The organism is Croceitalea sp. W27 (assembly GCF_055693185.1).
The window spans coordinates 1,413,361-1,432,804 of record NZ_CM146327.1 but is presented as its reverse complement, the minus strand read 5'-3'; the positions used below and the strand labels follow the sequence as shown (position 1 = coordinate 1,432,804).

29 protein-coding genes are annotated in these 19,444 nt (G+C 38.5%); 27 read left to right on the top strand and 2 right to left on the bottom strand.

Translation table 11 applies throughout. The annotated features are described in order from the left end of the window. Positions 1 to 10: 10 nt before the first annotated feature. Together ACZ1GR_RS06520 and ACZ1GR_RS06515 are read right to left on the bottom strand one after the other, a co-directional pair. A complete protein-coding gene (locus ACZ1GR_RS06520) occupies positions 11 to 1,678 on the bottom strand; it encodes a SusD/RagB family nutrient-binding outer membrane lipoprotein (RefSeq protein WP_472611363.1) in 1,668 nt (555 codons plus the stop codon). A gap of 23 nt (positions 1,679 to 1,701) precedes the next feature. Continuing rightward, positions 1,702 to 4,971, bottom strand: a complete 3,270-nt coding sequence (locus ACZ1GR_RS06515) for a SusC/RagA family TonB-linked outer membrane protein (RefSeq protein WP_472611362.1) — start codon at positions 4,969 to 4,971, stop codon at positions 1,702 to 1,704. Positions 4,972 to 5,375: 404 nt separating this feature from the next. Between ACZ1GR_RS06515 and rpsL the strand changes: the two genes are divergently transcribed. From rpsL to ykgO, 27 genes are all read left to right on the top strand, one after another. Beyond that, entirely contained in the window at positions 5,376 to 5,750 is a 375-nt protein-coding gene (gene rpsL / locus ACZ1GR_RS06510; protein ID WP_031445118.1) for a 30S ribosomal protein S12, read from the top strand. 22 nt (positions 5,751 to 5,772) lie between these two features. Beyond that, entirely contained in the window at positions 5,773 to 6,249 is a 477-nt protein-coding gene (rpsG, locus tag ACZ1GR_RS06505) for a 30S ribosomal protein S7 (protein WP_311385963.1), read from the top strand. 8 nt (positions 6,250 to 6,257) lie between these two features. Then, entirely contained in the window at positions 6,258 to 8,390 is a 2,133-nt protein-coding gene (gene fusA, locus ACZ1GR_RS06500; protein WP_472611361.1) for an elongation factor G, read from the top strand. Between the two features lie 10 nt (positions 8,391 to 8,400). Next, positions 8,401 to 8,706 (top strand): 30S ribosomal protein S10, encoded by a 306-nt coding sequence (gene rpsJ, locus ACZ1GR_RS06495; RefSeq protein WP_026915146.1) that lies wholly within the window; start codon positions 8,401 to 8,403, stop codon positions 8,704 to 8,706. 155 nt (positions 8,707 to 8,861) lie between these two features. Beyond that, on the top strand, positions 8,862 to 9,479 hold the full coding sequence (gene rplC / locus ACZ1GR_RS06490) for a 50S ribosomal protein L3 (protein WP_350291023.1): 618 nt from the start codon (positions 8,862 to 8,864) through the stop codon (positions 9,477 to 9,479). Between the two features lie 4 nt (positions 9,480 to 9,483). Continuing rightward, positions 9,484 to 10,113 (top strand): 50S ribosomal protein L4, encoded by a 630-nt coding sequence (rplD, locus tag ACZ1GR_RS06485; protein ID WP_472611360.1) that lies wholly within the window; start codon positions 9,484 to 9,486, stop codon positions 10,111 to 10,113. A gap of 7 nt (positions 10,114 to 10,120) precedes the next feature. Continuing rightward, the gene (gene rplW, locus ACZ1GR_RS06480) at positions 10,121 to 10,411 is read left to right on the top strand and encodes a 50S ribosomal protein L23 (RefSeq protein WP_472611359.1); all 291 of its coding nucleotides are present in this window, start codon (positions 10,121 to 10,123) and stop codon (positions 10,409 to 10,411) included. Between the two features lie 9 nt (positions 10,412 to 10,420). After that, positions 10,421 to 11,245 (top strand): 50S ribosomal protein L2, encoded by an 825-nt coding sequence (gene rplB / locus ACZ1GR_RS06475; RefSeq protein WP_472611358.1) that lies wholly within the window; start codon positions 10,421 to 10,423, stop codon positions 11,243 to 11,245. Between the two features lie 12 nt (positions 11,246 to 11,257). Continuing rightward, complete coding sequence (gene rpsS, locus ACZ1GR_RS06470) at positions 11,258 to 11,536, top strand: 30S ribosomal protein S19 (protein ID WP_377768538.1); 279 nt, start codon at positions 11,258 to 11,260, stop codon at positions 11,534 to 11,536. A gap of 3 nt (positions 11,537 to 11,539) precedes the next feature. Further along, complete coding sequence (gene rplV / locus ACZ1GR_RS06465) at positions 11,540 to 11,953, top strand: 50S ribosomal protein L22 (protein WP_472611357.1); 414 nt, start codon at positions 11,540 to 11,542, stop codon at positions 11,951 to 11,953. 1 nt (position 11,954) lies between these two features. Then, positions 11,955 to 12,674, top strand: a complete 720-nt coding sequence (rpsC, locus tag ACZ1GR_RS06460) for a 30S ribosomal protein S3 (RefSeq protein WP_377768535.1) — start codon at positions 11,955 to 11,957, stop codon at positions 12,672 to 12,674. A 20-nt stretch (positions 12,675 to 12,694) separates the two neighbouring features. Beyond that, a complete protein-coding gene (rplP, locus tag ACZ1GR_RS06455; RefSeq protein WP_377768534.1) occupies positions 12,695 to 13,117 on the top strand; it encodes a 50S ribosomal protein L16 in 423 nt (140 codons plus the stop codon). A 14-nt stretch (positions 13,118 to 13,131) separates the two neighbouring features. Continuing rightward, positions 13,132 to 13,323 (top strand): 50S ribosomal protein L29, encoded by a 192-nt coding sequence (rpmC, locus tag ACZ1GR_RS06450; RefSeq protein WP_350291031.1) that lies wholly within the window; start codon positions 13,132 to 13,134, stop codon positions 13,321 to 13,323. 13 nt (positions 13,324 to 13,336) lie between these two features. Then, positions 13,337 to 13,600 (top strand): 30S ribosomal protein S17, encoded by a 264-nt coding sequence (rpsQ, locus tag ACZ1GR_RS06445; protein ID WP_377768532.1) that lies wholly within the window; start codon positions 13,337 to 13,339, stop codon positions 13,598 to 13,600. A 2-nt stretch (positions 13,601 to 13,602) separates the two neighbouring features. Continuing rightward, on the top strand, positions 13,603 to 13,971 hold the full coding sequence (gene rplN, locus ACZ1GR_RS06440) for a 50S ribosomal protein L14 (protein ID WP_339337636.1): 369 nt from the start codon (positions 13,603 to 13,605) through the stop codon (positions 13,969 to 13,971). A 12-nt stretch (positions 13,972 to 13,983) separates the two neighbouring features. After that, a complete protein-coding gene (gene rplX, locus ACZ1GR_RS06435; RefSeq protein WP_377768531.1) occupies positions 13,984 to 14,295 on the top strand; it encodes a 50S ribosomal protein L24 in 312 nt (103 codons plus the stop codon). Between the two features lie 2 nt (positions 14,296 to 14,297). Then, positions 14,298 to 14,849 (top strand): 50S ribosomal protein L5, encoded by a 552-nt coding sequence (gene rplE, locus ACZ1GR_RS06430; protein WP_377768530.1) that lies wholly within the window; start codon positions 14,298 to 14,300, stop codon positions 14,847 to 14,849. A 1-nt stretch (position 14,850) separates the two neighbouring features. Beyond that, positions 14,851 to 15,120 (top strand): 30S ribosomal protein S14, encoded by a 270-nt coding sequence (gene rpsN, locus ACZ1GR_RS06425; RefSeq protein ID WP_311352212.1) that lies wholly within the window; start codon positions 14,851 to 14,853, stop codon positions 15,118 to 15,120. A 22-nt stretch (positions 15,121 to 15,142) separates the two neighbouring features. After that, complete coding sequence (gene rpsH / locus ACZ1GR_RS06420) at positions 15,143 to 15,541, top strand: 30S ribosomal protein S8 (RefSeq protein WP_377768529.1); 399 nt, start codon at positions 15,143 to 15,145, stop codon at positions 15,539 to 15,541. A 21-nt stretch (positions 15,542 to 15,562) separates the two neighbouring features. Continuing rightward, complete coding sequence (gene rplF, locus ACZ1GR_RS06415; protein ID WP_377768528.1) at positions 15,563 to 16,105, top strand: 50S ribosomal protein L6; 543 nt, start codon at positions 15,563 to 15,565, stop codon at positions 16,103 to 16,105. Positions 16,106 to 16,117: 12 nt separating this feature from the next. Further along, the gene (rplR, locus tag ACZ1GR_RS06410; protein ID WP_377768527.1) at positions 16,118 to 16,471 is read left to right on the top strand and encodes a 50S ribosomal protein L18; all 354 of its coding nucleotides are present in this window, start codon (positions 16,118 to 16,120) and stop codon (positions 16,469 to 16,471) included. 6 nt (positions 16,472 to 16,477) lie between these two features. Beyond that, a complete protein-coding gene (rpsE, locus tag ACZ1GR_RS06405) occupies positions 16,478 to 17,002 on the top strand; it encodes a 30S ribosomal protein S5 (protein WP_472611356.1) in 525 nt (174 codons plus the stop codon). 6 nt (positions 17,003 to 17,008) lie between these two features. Beyond that, entirely contained in the window at positions 17,009 to 17,188 is a 180-nt protein-coding gene (rpmD, locus tag ACZ1GR_RS06400) for a 50S ribosomal protein L30 (RefSeq protein WP_472611355.1), read from the top strand. Between the two features lie 12 nt (positions 17,189 to 17,200). After that, positions 17,201 to 17,653: a 50S ribosomal protein L15 gene (rplO, locus tag ACZ1GR_RS06395; protein WP_377768524.1), complete on the top strand. Its 453-nt coding sequence runs from the start codon at positions 17,201 to 17,203 to the stop codon at positions 17,651 to 17,653. A gap of 12 nt (positions 17,654 to 17,665) precedes the next feature. Then, the gene (gene secY, locus ACZ1GR_RS06390) at positions 17,666 to 19,006 is read left to right on the top strand and encodes a preprotein translocase subunit SecY (protein WP_377768523.1); all 1,341 of its coding nucleotides are present in this window, start codon (positions 17,666 to 17,668) and stop codon (positions 19,004 to 19,006) included. A gap of 102 nt (positions 19,007 to 19,108) precedes the next feature. Further along, on the top strand, positions 19,109 to 19,324 hold the full coding sequence (infA, locus tag ACZ1GR_RS06385) for a translation initiation factor IF-1 (protein WP_008613577.1): 216 nt from the start codon (positions 19,109 to 19,111) through the stop codon (positions 19,322 to 19,324). 1 nt (position 19,325) lies between these two features. After that, the gene (gene ykgO / locus ACZ1GR_RS06380) at positions 19,326 to 19,442 is read left to right on the top strand and encodes a type B 50S ribosomal protein L36 (protein ID WP_013305171.1); all 117 of its coding nucleotides are present in this window, start codon (positions 19,326 to 19,328) and stop codon (positions 19,440 to 19,442) included. Positions 19,443 to 19,444 lie beyond the last annotated feature (2 nt).

Here is a 19,444-nt window from a genome sequence, read left to right as displayed (position 1 = left end):
TTAGTATTTTTTAGTTAGCAGGAGGAAATGTTGGGCTAGCTGGATTTGTATCCCAAAACACTTGCGTTGCTAAATCTGATTTCTGAGTTAAATTTGGATTTGTAATCACCTCGTTTTGAGGTAATAAAAATGTTCTTGGAAATGCTCCTGGCTCTGGTTCCCAATTTGGAGCTAGAGTGGTAGGATAACCAGTTTTACGATAGTAATTATACCCTTCTGTTGCACCTCCATATAGTGCTGTCCAATATTGCTCTGCAAATATATTTTCTTTATCATCACCTGTAGCAGCATTAAAATCAGCAATTATTCCATCCACGTAAGAGGTTACCGCAGCAGCATTTGGTTCAAATGATAAATCTGCATTTGAATCTAGACTGCCAAAAGTCTGAACCTTAGCTATAGATTTTGTAATACCATCTCTAAGAGCGGTTGCTTTAGCGGCATCGGTGCTAGCCATAGCGCCAATCCAAAAATCTACATAAGAGGCTAGTATTATAGGTTCAATACCTGCTCCACTACCGCCTTGTCCAAGACCAACTTCTCCAAAACTACTGTCATCAAACAATCCCCCGGCCGGATAAACACCAACAGCTGTTCTCAGGAAGTTATCTGGTGGAGTTCCTTCATCATTTCCATGTGATCTACCCCAATAGCCATTTGCCACACTACAATAAACAAAACCATCATAGTGAGGTGGAGGCACAACTAATGAACACGACAACGATTCTTCATCAGCAGGCACACCTGGTGCTCCAGGGGTTCCCTCTTGTTGTCTATAGAAATAGTAGCGAATTCTTGGATCGGCATTTTCAACCATTTTATTCATTAACCAATTTGATTGGTATATGTTCGCTCCAGATGGGGTGTAATCTTGAGCATAATCAGGATGTCTGTTATCCGGTTGTAATTCTGAAGTACCATACTGAATTTCGAAATCATCGTCGTTATCAGTAATGTAGTTACCCCCAGCCACAATACTTTGGAATGCAGAACTATTTCCCGTAAGGAAATAAGAACGCATTCTAATTGTGTTAATAAGCTTGATCCAATTATCATTATCGCCTCCGTAAAATAAATCAGTAGCTCCTTGAGCTGGTGGGTCAGCTGCGAACAAAGCTTCTGCTTCACTTAAAAGAGTAAATGCTGCGGCATATACATCCTCCCCGCTATCAAGATTAGGGAAAGGAAAATCAACAGGATTCAGTGCTTCACTAAAAGTAGCTTGACCTATATAATCTACTAATTGAAACAATTGATGCGCTAGCAGAGTTTTGCCGACACCTATGTGAAAAGAATAATCTACATCTGAACCTTCATCAATAGCAATAAGTGTATTTAAATTGGTATACATACCAACTTGAACAAAATCTCCAACATTGTTGCCACCACTACTATACGTCCTTCTCCACACCTGATCAAAGGTGTCTCCAGGATAGTTATTGAAATAGATTTGACCAAACATGTAATCAATTCTTACCAATTCCGCTCCTAAGTCGCTTATTACTCTTTGGTTAGAGCCATAGGCCAACTGTATTGCATTTAGCAGTAAATTAGGGTCTGCCTGATCGGCGGCAAGATCATTTGGACTAACTCTTAAGTCCAGCTCAGTTGTTTCACATGCCACAAAAACTGTGCATGTAATCATAACCAGTGAAATATATTTAATTAAATTTTTCATATTCTCTATCATTAACAATTTTATTAAAATGTTGCTTTAAGACTGAATCCATATCTTCTAGAACTAGGTCCATTGATAAAGTCAAAACCTCTACCGTTACCAATACCAACTCCCTGAACATTTGGGTCAAAATTCGCCCCGTCAGGAGTGTTATATGCGTCATACCAAAGATTGAATCCTTGTGCTGTAATCGATAAAGACCCAAATGGTGTTTTATCCAAGAATTTAGAGGGGAATGTATATCCTAAAGAAAGCTCTTGAAGTCTAACCACTGAAGCGTCATAAATTCTTGTTTCAGTTGGGCCAAATAATAAGTTATTAAAATAATAGGTCGAATTATTTATTTGTCTGTTATTTACTTCAGTAGCTATACCAGTTGTAGCATCAACAGAATTTTGTGCGAAACCTGGTAAAATATAGGTGTTTTCTCTGTTTTCGGTTTCTGTTATTAACCCCCTACCTAACAATACAGCGATGGTACTTGAAAGTACATCACCACCTTTAACATGGTTGATTTGAAATCCAAGATTCCAGTTCTTGTATCTTAAGGTGTTGATGAAGTTCATAGTGTAATCAGGAATTGCATCACCAATAATTGGAACATTACCATCAGCATCCTGTTCAACCGCAACATAACGACCGTTTGTTCCTACCAAAAAGTTTCCGGCTGCATCTCTTGCAATGGCAGTACCTACAATGGTACCTAAAGATTCTCCTTCAATAGCAGCATTTGATCCGCGGAAAAGCGCCCCGCCAACGGCTAAAGAACCTGCATATGCAATAAAGTCTTGGTCTTGCTGGGTGACCGTTTCATTATTGGTAAAGAAGTTCACTCTAGAATTCCATGAGAAATTTTCGCTTTGGAAAATATCAATACCAAAATCAGCTTCGATACCCTCATTTTGAATCTCTCCAATATTACTTTGTGTAAAGCTGAAACCAGTTGCTGGTGCCAAAGGCTCTCTTACAATTAAGTCGTTTGTTCTTCTATCAAAATATGTGAAATCCAATGAAATTCTGTTTTTCCATAATTTAGTTTCAAATCCGAATTCTAATTCTTCTAAAAGCTCAGGCTTTAGATCTGGGTTTGCCCTAAAGTTGTCAACCTGATTAGTTGTAATGCTTGTGCCGTTGTTATCAAATATCTGGGTATTCTGCTCTACAACGTTTATAGTTGGATATCCTGTCGGGAAAGTTGCAGAAGTACCATAACTGGCTCTTACTTTTAAAAAGTTAATCCCATTTTCAGATTTTAATTCAGGAAATGCATTTGTAGGTAAAAAAGACAAACTTGCCCCGGGATAAGTCCTACTATTATTTGCGGTAGTTAGGTTAGAGACCCAGTCGGACCTAGCAGAAAGATTTAAGAATAAGTAGTCGTCATAATCAATGGAAGCTTGTCCTAAAACACCAACGATGTTTCTCTTTTGAGAAAATTGAATAGGAGTTTGATTTTGGTAGTTAAAATGCCTTTTTATACCAAAAACAATCTGACCAGTACTACCGACACCATTTTGGTCGAAGAAATCTTGTCTAGATGTTGCCCCTGCAGTAAATGTTAGTCCAACCTTTTCTGATAAGTCATAGTTACCGTTTATGGATACAAAGTGATCCCAAATAGTGTTGTTGTTATCAAAAGTATCTAAGAACCCAAATATGGCACTGTTAAATTCAACACCACCCTTATTAGAACCATTGGTATTTCTTTCGTTGTAAAAGTCTAAACCAGACCTCCAGTTAAGGTTAAGATTGTCATTAATGTCATATGTTAATGCCACGTTCCAGTTAAAGCGATTAGTTAATTGACGGTAGGTAACATTTTTAGCGGTCCATCTTGGATTTATAATATCGTTACCATTTCTATAGTAAACACTTGAACCGTCAATTGGGTTTTCAAATGGCAAGCCCAACAGATCCACACTACGTGGCGTGAACAGAACGTTACCGTATACAGAGAGACCATCCGTTCCATTACCTCTACTTGAAGCAACAGGTGGGGTTTTATAATCGGTTCTCGCATAGTTCATTGTCCCAGTCACGGTAAACTTATTAGAGAGTTTTGAGCGGCCCCCAATAGAAATATTAGACCTATTTAAAGAATTACCAGGGGTAAAACCTTTGTCATCTAAGTAACCAACGTTGACGTTGTACGTAGTATTTCCATCAGGTGTAGCTCCCGCAACATTCACAGATGTATTATTAACAAACCCGGGCTTAAAAAATTCTTCAACTGAATTGTAGGGTCTCCAATCATATCTGGCACCCTGTAATTCTGGAAAAGCTTCTCGGGTAGACCTAACTGCCGTGGAAGAATATGGATGTTCAAGTGTTCCTTGATCGTCAATGGCTGATTGTCTTCCCCAACCAGAAACACCTTCTCTATCAAAACTTGGCCCCCAGTTACTGAAGAACCATCCAAATGCTTGGTCAAAACCATTACCATATTGGTCCTGGTAATCTGGTAAAGAGGCAAACTCGTTGGTAAAAAATGATTGATTAACCGTTATTTCAGTCTTTTTTACCCCACCGGTTGAAGCTCCCGCCTTTGTGGTGACCAGTATAACTCCGTTTTTACCTTGAGTACCGTAAAGTGTCGCTGCCGCTAAACCTTTCAGTACCTCGATGCTTTCAATGTTGTTAGGGTCCAAATCTAAAAAACGAGAAGAACCAGTGGCCCCGTTAATGAAGCCTGAGTCAACACCGTTTTGAGAAGTATTGGTGTCACTACTAAAAGGAATACCATCAACAATAAATAATGCTTGGTTACTTCCGCTAAAAGAACTTAAACCTCTTACTGTAATGTTTGTAGCTGAACCTGAGGCACCACCAGCCGCTGTAATCTGCACACCTGCAGCCTTACCGGCAAGGACTCTACCAACATCACCTTCGGCGCGTTGTTCGAGCTGTTCTGAACCTACCGAAGTAGTGGCATAACCTAGAGCTTTTTTCTCTCTTTTAATACCTTGTGCAGTCACAACTACCTCTTCTAAGGCTTGAGCATCTTCGCTCATCTGTACATTAATCGTGCTTCCAGCGCCTACAGTGCGTCTCTCGTCTTTTTGGCCGATGTAGCTAAAAAGAATAGTTTGGCCGGCACTTGCTGATATGGAATAGTTTCCATCAAAATCAGTTTGTGTACCATTGGAAGTTCCTTCTACGACAATGTTAACTCCAGGTAAAGGTAGACCGTCTGCGTCTGTAACCGTACCTGAAATCGTTTTGTCCTGCGCAAACGTTAGATGCACAACAAACGCTAGTAAAAGCGTTAAGATTCCATTAAGTTTTGTTCTCATTTGTTAAATTATTTGAATTAGCTAGCTGCTAAAATCATAATTTCATGTTAATAATCCAAGCGAATATTAATAAACTTTTAAGAATTGCTGAATTATTGGTTTTTTAAGGAAAAAATGAAAATTGATAAAAATGAGAGCTGAAATTATTCTGTTAAAGTAATTTTTGATAGTTTGTTAATTTATTTAAGGGATAAGAAGCTTATATGTGGCTGATGAGAAAAGTAGGTAAAACCTTAATAGAATATATAGTTCTTTTGGATTAAATAGAACAATGACTTCTTTTGATAAATTGGCATTTAGGGAATAGTTTTTAAAATAATTAAATTCAGATTTGAATTTTTGCGAAATATCCCTACATTTGCAGCCCTCAAAATGAGGGTTATTTTATTTAATAAAAGAATTTAATGCCAACAATTTCACAATTAGTTAGAAAAGGAAGGGTCACAATTACCAAGAAGAGTAAATCGGCCGCTTTGGATTCTTGCCCACAAAGAAGGGGAGTTTGTACGCGTGTTTACACTACTACACCAAAAAAACCGAATTCGGCAATGCGTAAAGTTGCTAGAGTTCGATTAACAAATGGTAAAGAAGTAAATGCATACATTCCTGGAGAAGGGCACAATCTCCAAGAGCACTCGATAGTATTGGTAAGAGGCGGAAGGGTAAAAGATTTGCCAGGAGTTAGATATCATATCGTTCGTGGAGCGCTAGACACCGCTGGTGTTGCAGGCAGAACACAACGTAGATCTAAATATGGTGCAAAACGCCCCAAAAAGTAATCAAAACTTTTAGTAAGAAGAGATGAGAAAAAGACAGGCAAAGAAAAGACCATTATTACCAGATCCTAAATTTGGTGACCAGTTGGTTACACGTTTTGTAAACATGATGATGTGGGATGGAAAGAAGTCCACAGCGTTCAAAGTATTTTATGATGCAATCGATATTGTAGAAGAAAAAAATACTGACGAAGAAAAAACAGCTTTAGAACTTTGGAAAGATGCATTATCTAATGTAATGCCACACGTTGAGGTAAGAAGTAGAAGAGTGGGTGGTGCTACATTTCAAATTCCAATGCAAATTCGTCCGGATAGAAAGATTTCAACTGCGATGAAGTGGTTAATTTTGTATGCAAGAAAAAGAAACGAAAAATCTATGGCGCAAAAATTAGCGGCAGAGGTTTTAGCGGCTGCAAAGGAAGAAGGTGCTGCGGTGAAGAAAAGAGTTGATACTCATAAGATGGCCGAAGCAAATAAAGCATTTTCTCACTTTAGATTTTAAGAAGCAAAATGGCAAGAGATTTAAAATTTACAAGGAATATAGGTATTGCAGCACATATTGATGCTGGAAAGACAACAACTACAGAACGTATATTGTTTTATACCGGTGTTAGTCATAAAATAGGTGAGGTACACGATGGTGCAGCAACTATGGACTGGATGGAGCAAGAGCAAGAACGTGGTATTACAATTACGTCGGCAGCGACAACATGTGAATGGCACTTTCCAACGGAAAACGGGAAACCAACTGCAGACGCTAAAGGATATCATTTTAATATTATTGATACCCCTGGTCACGTTGATTTTACGGTTGAAGTAAACCGTTCATTACGCGTTCTGGATGGTTTAGTATTCTTATTTAGCGCAGTTGACGGTGTTGAGCCGCAATCTGAAACTAACTGGAGACTTGCTGACAATTACAAAGTGCCTAGAATAGGATTTGTTAATAAGATGGATCGTCAAGGATCAAACTTTTTAATGGTTTGTAAGCAGGTAAAGACAATGCTTGGTTCTAATGCAGTTCCGATTGTTTTGCCAATTGGTGAAGAAGCTGACTTTAAAGGTATTGTGGATTTAGCCAAGAACCGAGCTATTGTATGGCATGATGAAGGTTTTGGTTCTACTTTCGATGTTATTGATATTCCAGAAGAAATGAAAGCGGAGGTTAAGGAGTATAGAGCTGCCTTAATTGAAGCTGTTGCTGAATATGACGAGGAATTGATGGAGAAGTTCTTCGAAGATGAAGATTCTATAACAGAAGAAGAGGTTCATGCTGCTTTAAGAGCTGCGGTAATGGATAGAGCTATCATACCTATGATATGTGGTTCTTCTTTTAAAAACAAAGGTGTTCAGTTCTTATTAGATGCTGTTTGTAGATATTTGCCTTCTCCTTTAGACAAAGATGATATTGTTGGTACGGATCCAGATACTGGAGCTGAGTTAACAAGAAAACCAGATGCTAAAGAGCCGTTTGCTGCTCTTGCATTTAAGATTGCTACAGATCCTTTTGTAGGTCGTTTAGCATTCTTTAGAGCATATTCTGGTCGTTTAGATGCGGGTTCTTATATTTTGAATAACCGTTCAGGTAAGAAAGAACGTATCTCACGTATCTACCAAATGCATTCCAATAAACAAAATGCCATCGATTATATCGAGGCAGGGGATATTGGTGCAGCCGTTGGTTTTAAAGATATTAAGACTGGAGATACCATGTCTTCTGAGAAGCATCCTATCATATTAGAGAGTATGAACTTCCCTGATCCTGTAATTGGTATCGCTGTCGAGCCTAAGACAAAAGCCGATGTTGAAAAACTAGGTATGGCTTTAGGTAAATTGGCTGAAGAAGATCCTACTTTTCAAGTTAAAACGGATGAGGCTTCGGGACAGACTATTATATCTGGTATGGGTGAGCTTCACTTAGACATTATCGTTGATCGTTTACGTCGCGAGTTTAAAGTAGAGGTTAATCAAGGTGAGCCACAAGTAGAGTACAAAGAGGCATTGACTAAAATGGCTTCTCACAGAGAAACTTATAAGAAGCAATCTGGTGGTCGTGGTAAGTTTGGTGATATTGTGTTTGAAATGGGGCCTGCGGATGATGATTTTGAAGGAACAGGACTTCAGTTTGTTGATGAGATTAAAGGTGGTCGTATTCCTAAGGAATTTATTCCTTCCGTCGAGAAAGGTTTTGCTGCTGCAATGAAAAATGGTCCATTGGCAGGTTATGAAATGGACACAATGAAGGTTAGGCTGATAGATGGGTCTTTCCATCCAGTTGATTCTGATGCGCTATCTTTCGAATTGGCAGCCAAAATGGGTTACAAAGCTGCTGGTAAAGCTGCCGGTGCTGTAATTATGGAGCCTATCATGAAAATAGAAGTATTGACGCCTGAAGAGAATATGGGTGATATCGTTGGGGATTTAAACCGAAGAAGAGGTACAATCTCTGATATGAGCGATAGAGCCGGTTCTAAAGTGGTAAAAGGTGAAGTTCCACTTTCTCAAATGTTTGGGTATGTTACTTCATTAAGAACTTTGTCTTCTGGTAGAGCAACATCAACGATGGAATTTTCGCACTATGCAGAAACTCCATCCAATATTTCAGAAGAAGTTATCAAGGCAGCTAAAGGTGTAACCGCTTAATTTGTAGAAAATGAGTCAAAAAATTAGAATAAAATTAAAGTCTTACGATCACAATTTAGTGGATAAATCTGCTGAGAAGATTGTAAAGACGGTAAAGACAACCGGTGCTGTAGTAACAGGTCCAATTCCTTTACCAACAAATAAAAAGATATTTACTGTGTTGCGTTCGCCGCACGTAAATAAGAAATCTAGAGAGCAGTTCCAATTAAGTTCTTATAAGAGATTATTGGATATATATAGTTCTTCTTCGAAAACAATTGATGCTTTAATGAAATTAGAGCTTCCAAGTGGTGTAGAAGTGGAAATAAAAGTGTAAGTTTGCACGCCCTTAGAAATAGGGTTACATGTCCTGAGCTGCGTGCGAGGGAAAAACGGTGAAAGAAAAAAATCTGGGTCAGAGGATTTTCTTGACCCTTTTTTAATGCCATTAAATTGGTAAGTTGATAAAGTAAATAATTAATATAATTAAATATGTCTGGGTTAATAGGAAAAAAAATCGGCATGACCAGCATTTTTGACGAGAATGGAAAGAACATTCCATGTACTGTCATTCAAGCTGGACCGTGCGTGGTTACCCAAGTCAGAACCGAAGAGGTAGACGGGTATAGTGCCCTTCAACTCGGTTTCGATGACAAGGCAGAAAAGCGTGCTAATAAGGCCGAATCGGGCCACTTTAAAAAGGCAGGTGCTTCTCCAAAGAAAAAAGTCGTTGAGTTCCGTGATTTTGAAGGTGAGTTTAAATTAGGTGACACCGTAGGTGTTGACATTTTTGCTGAAGGAGAATTTGTTGATGTAGTTGGTACATCAAAAGGTAAAGGTTTTCAAGGTGTAGTTAAAAGACATGGCTTTGCTGGTGTCGGTCAGGCTACTCATGGACAGCATAACAGATTAAGGGCTCCGGGTTCTATTGGTGCTGCTTCTTATCCTGCAAGAGTATTCAAAGGAATGAAGATGGCTGGTAGAATGGGTGGTGACAGGGTTACTGTTCAGAACTTAAGAGTGTTAAAGGTGGTTTCCGAAAAGAACATAATCGTTGTTAAAGGAGCTGTACCTGGTCATAAAAATGCTTACGTAACTGTAGAAAAGTAAGAAAATGAAGGTAGCAGTTTTAGATATAAAAGGAAAAGAAACAGGTAGAAAGGTGGAGCTTTCTAATGATGTTTTCGGTATAGAGCCTAATGAGCATGCCATCTATTTAGATGTTAAGCAGTATTTAGCGCATCAAAGACAAGGTACGCACAAGGCAAAAGAGAGAGCTGAAATCGCTGGTAGTACCAGAAAGATTAAGAAGCAAAAAGGTACTGGTACGGCTAGAGCTGGTAGTATCAAGTCTCCTATCTTTAGAGGAGGTGGTAGGATTTTTGGCCCAAGACCAAAAGATTATAGCCAAAAACTTAATAAGAATGTAAAGCGACTTGCTCGAAAATCAGCATTTAGTTTAAAGTCTAAGCAGAAGGAATTGTTAGTTGTTGAAGACTTTAATTTCGATACCCCAAAAACTAAAGATTTTGTGAACGTTTTGAAATCTTTAGGGATTGAAAACAAAAAATCTTTAATCGTCTTGGGCGACTCGAATAATAGCGTATATTTGTCGTCGCGTAATTTTAAAGGTTCTGAAGTTGTAAAAAACTCAGAATTAAGCACTTACAAGATTTTAAATGCTAAAAGTGTTGTTCTTTTGGAAAGTGCGGTTGAAGGAATTGAATCTAACTTAAGTAAATAAGCAGAGCATGAGTGTGTTGATAAAGCCAATCATTACAGAAAAAATGAACGCAGACAGCGAGCTTTTCAAGCGTTATGGTTTCTATGTTGACCCTAAGGCCAACAAGTTACAGATTAAGGAAGCTGTTGAGGCAACTTACGGTGTGTCTGTTGAGAAAGTTAGAACTATGAATTATGGTCCAGAGCGTCGTACGCGATATACTAAGACCGGTATTCAACATGGAAAAACAAATTCTCGTAAAAAGGCAATAGTTGATGTTGCTGAAGGAGATATCATTGATTTTTACAGTAATCTATAAAGACAAGTAATGTCAGTTAGAAAATTAAAACCGATAACCCCCGGACAGCGTTTTAGAGTAGTAAATGGTTTTGACGCCATTACTACTGATAAGCCGGAGAAGAGCTTGCTCGCTCCGTTAAAAAAGTCTGGTGGTAGGAACAGTCAAGGAAAGATGACCGTAAGCCATAGAGGTGGTGGTCACAAAAGAAGGTATCGTGTGATTGATTTTAAAAGAGACGTGCAAGGTGTTGCCGCCGAAGTTAAATCAATTCAATACGATCCTAATAGAACTGCGTTTATTGCACTTTTAGAGTACAAGGGCGGTGATAAAAAGTATGTAATCGCACAGAATGGGTTGCAGGTTGGTCAGAAAGTTATTGCTGGCAAAAAAGCTGCTCCTGAAATTGGTAACGCGTTGTTTTTAAAGGATATTCCTCTTGGAACTGTGATTTCATGTATTGAGTTAAGACCGGGACAAGGTGCTGTAATGGCAAGAAGTGCTGGAACATTTGCTCAGTTGATGGCAAAGGATGGAAAATTCGTTACTATCAAATTGCCTTCTGGAGAGACAAGGTTGGTTTTGGCTAATTGTTTGGCTACTATTGGTGCGGTTTCAAACTCTGATCATCAGTTGCTGGTTTCTGGTAAGGCGGGTAGAAGCAGATGGTTGGGCAGAAGACCTAGAACTAGACCTGTAGTAATGAACCCTGTAGATCACCCAATGGGTGGTGGTGAAGGTAAATCTTCAGGTGGTCACCCAAGATCTAAGAACGGTATTCCGGCTAAAGGATTTAGAACACGTTCTAAGACTAAGGACAGTACAAGATATATCATAGAACGTAGAAAGAAATAAAAGAAAAAGTAAATGGCACGTTCATTAAAAAAAGGACCTTACATTCATCATAGTTTAGAGAAAAAAGTTCAAGCTAATATTGAGTCTGGTAAAAAGACTGTAATTAAAACTTGGTCTAGAGCTTCTATGATTTCACCTGACTTCGTAGGTCAGACTATAGCGGTGCATAATGGTAGACAGTTCGTCCCAGTTTATGTTACTGAAAACATGGTAGGTCATAAATTAGGAGAATTTTCACCAACTCGTTCGTTTAGAGGACATGCTGGTGCTAAAAATAAAGGTAAAAAGTAAGCTATGGGAGTTCGAAAAAGACAGATGGCTGAAAGAATTAAGGCAGAAAAAAAGGAACTTGCTTTCGCTAAGTTGAATAACTGCCCTACTTCGCCACGAAAAATGCGTTTGGTAGCTGATTTGGTAAGAGGTAAGCAAGTTGAAATGGCTTTGGCTATTTTAAGATTCAACCCTAAAGAAGCTTCTAGAAAACTGGAGAAGTTATTACTTTCTGCAATTGCTAACTGGGAGGCTAAGAACGAGGATGCTAATATCGAAGATGCAGATTTATTCGTCAAAGAAATTCGTGTTGACGGTGGTACCATGTTAAAAAGATTGAGACCTGCCCCGCAGGGACGTGCACACAGAATAAGAAAACGTTCTAACCATGTAACAATGGTTTTGGGCGAAAACAATAATACAGAAGCTAAGGCATAATATGGGACAAAAAACCAATCCGATAGGAAATCGCTTAGGAATTATCAGAGGATGGGAATCTAACTGGTACGGTGGAAACGATTACGGAGACAAACTAGCCGAGGATGACAAGATTAGAAAGTACATCCATGCGCGTCTAGCAAAAGCAAGTGTTTCAAGAGTTATTATTGAGAGAACTCTAAAACTGATTACTATTACTATTACCACGGCCAGACCAGGTATTATTATCGGTAAGGGTGGTCAAGAAGTTGATAAATTGAAAGAAGAGCTGAAGAAAATCACCAATAAGGAGGTTCAGATCAACATTCATGAAATAAAAAGACCAGAGGTTGATGCTCATTTGGTTGCTGCTAGTGTCGCTAGACAGATAGAGAGTAGAATTTCATATCGTAGAGCTATAAAGATGGCAATTGCCGCTGCAATGCGTATGAATGCTGAAGGTATCAAAATTCAGATTTCAGGTCGTTTGAATGGAGCTGAAATGGCACGTTCGGAATCATATAAGGATGGTAGAATTCCTTTATCGACTTTCAGAGCCGATATCGACTATGCTTTGGTTGAGGCACATACTACTTATGGAAGATTAGGTATTAAAGTATGGATTATGAAGGGTGAGGTATATGGTAAGCGCGAATTATCTCCATTAGTTGGCTTGTCTACGGGACAAGGCAAAGGTGGAAAGCAAGACGGGAATAAAAGACAACAACGTCGCAGAAAGTAATAAGATAAAGAAAAGGTAAGATGTTACAGCCGAAAAGAACAAAATTTCGTAAAGCCCAGAAGGGACGAATGAAGGGTATTTCACAGCGTGGTCACCAACTTTCAAATGGAATGTTTGGTATCAAGACTTTGGATTCGCATTTTATTACTTCCCGTCAGATTGAAGCTGCTCGTATTGCTGCAACAAGATATATGAAAAGGCAAGGTCAGTTGTGGATTAAGATATTTCCAGACAAACCTATTACTAAAAAGCCTTTAGAAGTACGTATGGGTAAGGGTAAGGGTGCTCCAGAATACTGGGTGGCCGTTGTAAAACCAGGCAGAATTATGTTTGAGGTTGCAGGTGTTCCATATGATGTCGCAAAAGAAGCATTAAGACTTGCAGCACAAAAATTACCAGTAAAAACAAAATTCGTTGTCGCAAGAGATTACGAGGCGGCTTAATAAACTGATAAGAGATGAAACAAGCAGAGATAAAAGAACTATCGGTTGAAGAGCTTCAGCAGAAATTAGCTGAGACTAAGAAAGAGTATGCGGATTTAAAGGTGGCGCATTCAGTTACACCATTAGAAAATCCATTGCAGATAAGAAAGACCAGAAGAACGGTGGCGAGATTGGCGACAGAGTTAACTAAAAGGGAATTACAATAACGGGTTCGGCCTTATGGAAGAAACAACAAGAAATTTAAGAAAAGAAAGGATTGGCGTAGTAACCAGTAACAAAATGGAAAAATCCATTGTCGTGTCTGAGGTAAAGCGTGTAAAGCATCCTATGTACGGTAAATTCGTTTTGAAGACCAAAAAGTACGTTGCTCATGATGAAAAGAATGATTGCAACGAAGGTGATACCGTAAAAATTATGGAAACCCGACCATTGAGTAAGACTAAATGTTGGAGATTGGTTGAAATCCTTGAAAGAGCTAAATAATTATGTTACAGCAAGAATCTAGATTAAAGGTTGCGGATAACACAGGTGCTAAAGAAGTACTTACTATTCGCGTACTTGGGGGAACAAAAAGAAGATACGCATCTGTCGGAGACAAGATTGTGGTTACTGTGAAAGAGGCTACGCCAAACGGGGCCGTTAAAAAGGGTTCTGTTTCTACAGCAGTTGTAGTAAGAACGAAAAAGGAAGTAAGAAGACCTGATGGTTCTTACATCCGTTTCGATGACAATGCTTGTGTATTGTTGAATCCAACCGGTGAGATGAGAGGTACACGTGTTTTCGGTCCTGTTGCAAGAGAATTGCGTGACAAACAATTTATGAAAATAGTTTCACTTGCCCCTGAGGTATTGTAATTGAACGAGAAGATGACAAAGTTGAAAATTAAAACAGGAGACACCGTAAGAATTACTACTGGAGACCATAAGGGTACAGAAGGTAAGGTTATGCGTGTTGATGCTGAAAAAAATAAAGCTATTGTTGAGGGTGCCAATATGGTGTCTAAGCATGAGAAACCAAGTGCAAAGAATCCTCAAGGTGGTATTGTAAAAAAGGAGGCTCCTATACATATCTCAAATCTTTCTTTGGTAGATTCCAAAGGTGAAGCTACTAGAGTAGCCTATGAAGTTAGAGATGGTAAAAAAGTTAGAGTGTCTAAAAAATCTGGAGAAATAATCTAGTTATGAGTTACATTCCAAGATTAAAGCAAGAATATAAAGAGCGTGTTGTAAAAGCACTTTCTGACGAGTTTGGTTATAAAAACGTAATGCAGGTTCCTAAACTACAGAAAATAGTTCTTAGTAGGGGAGTTGGTGCTGCGGTAGCAGATAAAAAACTAATTGACCACGCTGTTGACGAGTTGACAATGATTACGGGTCAAAGAGCCGTAGCAACAATGTCTAAAAAAGATGTTGCAGCTTTCAAACTTCGTAAGGGTATGCCTATCGGCGCTAAAGTTACGCTACGTGGAGAACGTATGTATGAATTCTTAGATCGTTTGATAACAACCGCTTTACCAAGGGTGAGAGATTTTCAGGGCGTGCGAGCAACAGGTTTTGATGGAAGAGGAAATTATAGTCTTGGAGTTACCGAGCAGATAATTTTTCCAGAAATCAATATCGATAAGATAAATAGAATCAACGGTATGGATATCACCTTTGTGACTTCTGCCGAGACTGATAAAGAAGCAAAATCATTGTTAACCGAATTGGGAATTCCCTTTAAAAAGAACTAGTATGGCTAAGGAATCAATGAAAGCCCGTGAACGAAAAAGGGCAAAAACGGTAGCTAAATATGCTGAAAAGCGTAAGGCACTAAAAGAGGCTGGTGACTATGATGCTTTGCAGAAGTTACCAAAGAATGCATCACCTGTTCGTATGCGTAACCGTTGTAAGTTAACGGGTAGACCAAGAGGTTACATGAGAACTTTCGGTATATCAAGGGTGACATTTAGAGAGATGGCCAATCAAGGTTTAATACCTGGAGTCAAAAAAGCTAGTTGGTAAATAGAATTAAAGAGTAGTAGAAATGCTTACAGATCCAATATCAGATTATTTAACACGAATTCGTAACGCTAGTAGAGCTGGCCATAGAGTAGTAAATATTCCGGCATCCAACCTTAAAAGGGAGATGACCAAAATTCTATTCGATCAAGGATATATCCTTAGTTACAAATTCGAAGACGACACAACTCAGGGTAATATTAAAATTGCTTTGAAGTATGACAAGTTTACGAAAGCACCAGTAATCAAAAAGTTACAACGTGTTAGTAAGCCAGGTTTAAGAAAGTACTCTGGTTCTGAAGATTTACCACGAGTATTAAACGGTCTGGGTGTTGCTATAGTTTCTACTTCTCACGGAGTAATGACTAGCAAACAGGCAAAACAAGAAAATGTTGGTGGCGAAGTATTGTGCTACATATATTAATAAGAGTAAAGTTTTAGAGAAATGTCTAGAATAGGTAATAATCCAGTTTCAGTTCCAGAAGGAGTAACCGTTGAACTTAAGGACAATGTGGTTACTGTGAAAGGAAAGCTTGGCGAATTGACCCAAGAATTTTCAGGAGTTGAAGTAGCAATGGAAGACGGTAATATAATGGTGAAAAGACCATCTGACTCCAAAGAGCATAAGGCAAAACATGGTCTATACAGATCTTTGTTCTTGAATATGGTAGAAGGAGTTTCTAAAGGATGGACTAAGGAATTGGAATTAGTTGGTGTTGGTTACAGAGCAAGTAATCAGGGTCAAAAACTAGATTTGGCCTTAGGTTTTTCACACAATATAGTCATCGACGTTGCTCCAGAAGTTAAGATTGAAACTATATCTGAAAAAGGAAAGAACCCTATTGTAAAGTTGACTTCATTTGACAAGCAATTGGTTGGTCAAGTGGCAGCAAAGATTAGAGGTTTCCGTAGACCAGAGCCTTACAAAGGAAAAGGTATCAGGTTTGTAGGTGAACAAATTAGAAGAAAAGCAGGTAAATCAGCTTAATAAGTACGAATTATGGGATTGTCTAACACTGATAGAAAATTACGCATCAGAAGAAGAATCAGAAAGATTTCTTCTGGTACTGAAACAAGACCTCGTTTGTCTGTTTTCCGTAGTAATAAAGAAATTTACGCTCAACTGATCGATGATGTTAACGGTAAAACCTTAGCGGCATCATCATCAAGAGATAAAGGTATTGATGCAAAAGGTACTAAGACCGAAGTTGCGAATGCTGTAGGTAAAGCCATCGCTGAAAAAGCAAAGAAGGCAGGTATTGAAACAGTAGCATTTGATAGAGGTGGTAACTTATATCATGGAAGAGTAAAATCATTGGCAGAAGGAGCCAGAGAAGCAGGACTTAAATTCTAAATCAATATGTACCAGAAATACAAAAATGTAGAAATTGTTAAGCCAGGTGGTTTAGATTTAAAAGACCGTTTAGTTGGTGTACAGCGAGTAACAAAGGTTACTAAAGGTGGTAGAGCATTCGGTTTCTCTGCGATAGTTGTTGTAGGTGATGAAAACGGTGTTGTCGGTCATGGATTAGGTAAATCTAAGGATGTTGCAACAGCAATTGCCAAAGCAATAGAAGACGCAAAAAAGAACTTGGTAAGAATACCTTTGAACAAAGCTACACTTCCTCACGAACAAAAAGGAAAGTTTGGCGGGGCTAGAGTTTTTATCAAGCCAGCATCACAAGGTACAGGAGTAATCGCCGGAGGTGCTGTTCGTGCGGTGCTTGAAGCAGTTGGAATTCACGATGTACTTTCAAAATCTCAAGGTTCTTCAAATCCTCACAACGTTGTTAAAGCGACTTTTGATGCTTTATTGCAGTTAAGAGATGCCGGAACTGTTGCAAAACAAAGAGGTGTTAGTTTAGAAAAAGTATTTAAAGGATAGTAAGTAATGGCGAAGATTAAAGTAAAACAATTGAAGAGTGCCATCAAGAGACCTCAGAATCAAAAGAGAACTCTTGAAGCATTGGGACTAAGGAAAATTGGCCATGTTGTTGAACATGATGCAACACCTAATATCCTTGGTATGATAAAGAAAGTTGAACATTTGGTTTCTACCGAGAAATCTTAAAGAATAGATAGAATGGATTTAAGTAGTTTAAAACCAGCAGAAGGAGCTATAAATAGAGATGGAAAACGTCTTGGAAGAGGTCAAGGTTCAGGTAAAGGTGGAACTGCGGCTAGAGGTCATAAAGGAGCGAAGTCTAGATCTGGTTATTCTAAGAAAATAGGTTTTGAAGGTGGTCAAATGCCATTACAAAGACGTGTTCCGAAATTTGGTTTCAAAAATATCAATCGCAAGGAGTATCAGGGTGTGAACTTAGATAAGTTACAGACCTTAGTTGATAACAAAGCTGTTAAAGGTGAAGTTACTTTTGAGGCTTTGGTAGAGAACAGATTGGTAAGACAAAACGAATTGGTTAAAATTTTAGGTGGTGGTGAATTAAAGGCCAAACTTAAAGTTTCAGCTCATAAATTTAGTGCTACGGCTAAAGCGGCTATCGAAGCGGCAGGTGGTGAGGCAATAAGTTTGTAACGATATTTTATTATGAAGAAATTTATTGAGACCATATCCAATATTTGGAAGATTGAAGAACTAAGACAACGTATTATAATTACGCTTGGCTTGTTGTTGGTGTACCGTTTCGGTGCCCAAGTAGTACTTCCTGGTATTGATACAGCTCAATTGGCAAATTTATCTGCAAATGCAGGTGATGGTATTTTAGGTATTCTTAACGCTTTTACCGGAGGGGCATTTGCTAACGCTTCGGTTTTTGCATTGGGTATTATGCCTTATATCTCGGCCTCAATTGTGGTTCAATTAATGAGTATAGCAATTCCTTATCTGCAAAAGTTGGATAAAGAAGGCGAGAGCGGTAGAAAAACCAAGAATCAGATTACAAGATGGTTGACTATTGCTATTTGTATCGTTCAAGCCCCTGCTTATTTATACGGTTTAGGAGCCCTTGGTGTTCCTGACAGTGCTTTTATTTTAGGTAAAGGTTTAGATTTTATTGTGCCCGCGGTGATTATTTTGGTTACCGGTTGTGTATTTGCAATGTGGTTAGGTGAAAAAATAACTGATAAAGGTATTGGTAACGGTATATCATTATTGATAATGATAGGTATTATTGCTACGATGCCACAGTCTTTTGCACAAGAAGCAGTTTCTAGATGGAACGGTACAGGTGGGCCAATGCTTATTATTGTGGAAGTAGTTATTTGGTTCTTAGTGATTCTTGCCAGTGTATTGTTAGTAATGGCTATTCGTCAAATTCCTGTACAATACGCACGAAGAAGTGCTTCTGGTGGGTATGAAAAGAACATTACTGGCTCGAGACAATATATTCCATTAAAGTTGAATGCTTCAGGGGTTATGCCAATCATTTTTGCTCAAGCGATTATGTTTGCGCCAAGTTTAATCGGTAGAACTTTTAATGACACTGCTTTTGGCCAATGGATGGAAGTTCAATTTGCTGATATTTTTGGTCTAGCATATAATATTTTATTTGCTGTGCTTATTATAATATTCACCTATTTCTATACAGCGATTACAGTTCCAACGAACAAAATGGCTGACGATTTAAAAAGAAGTGGCGGTTTTATTCCTGGTATACGTCCAGGTAAGGAAACAGGAGATTATTTAGATAAGATAATGTCTTTAATAACATTCCCTGGTTCAGTGTTTTTGGCCTTGTTGGCAGTATTGCCAGCAGTTGTAGTTAAGCTTATGGATGTGCAGGCAGGATGGGCATTGTTTTACGGAGGTACATCATTGCTGATTATGGTAGGTGTTGCTATTGATACTGTGCAGCAAGTGAATTCGTATTTATTGAATAGACATTACGATGGTTTGATGAAAACCGGTAAAAATAGAAAAGTAGCTTAAATAGAAGTTAGATGCTAGAGGTTAGATGTTAGATAAATTCACAACCAATTTTGAATGAACTAGCTAACTGAAAACTTAGAACTGAAAACTAAAAACTAAATAATGGCAAAGCAGCCAGCAATAGAACAAGATGGATCAATTATCGAAGCGTTGTCAAATGCAATGTTTCGTGTTGAATTAGAAAACGGTCACGTGGTGACGGCTCATATTTCAGGAAAGATGCGTATGCATTATATCAAATTACTTCCTGGAGACAAGGTAAAACTTGAGATGAGCCCTTACGATTTGACCAAAGCAAGAATTACATACAGATACTAAGATGAAGGTTAGAGCATCAGTAAAGAAAAGAAGTGCCGACTGCAAGATTGTTCGCAGAAAAGGCAGATTATACGTAATCAACAAAAAGAATCCTAGATTTAAACAAAGACAAGGGTAGTT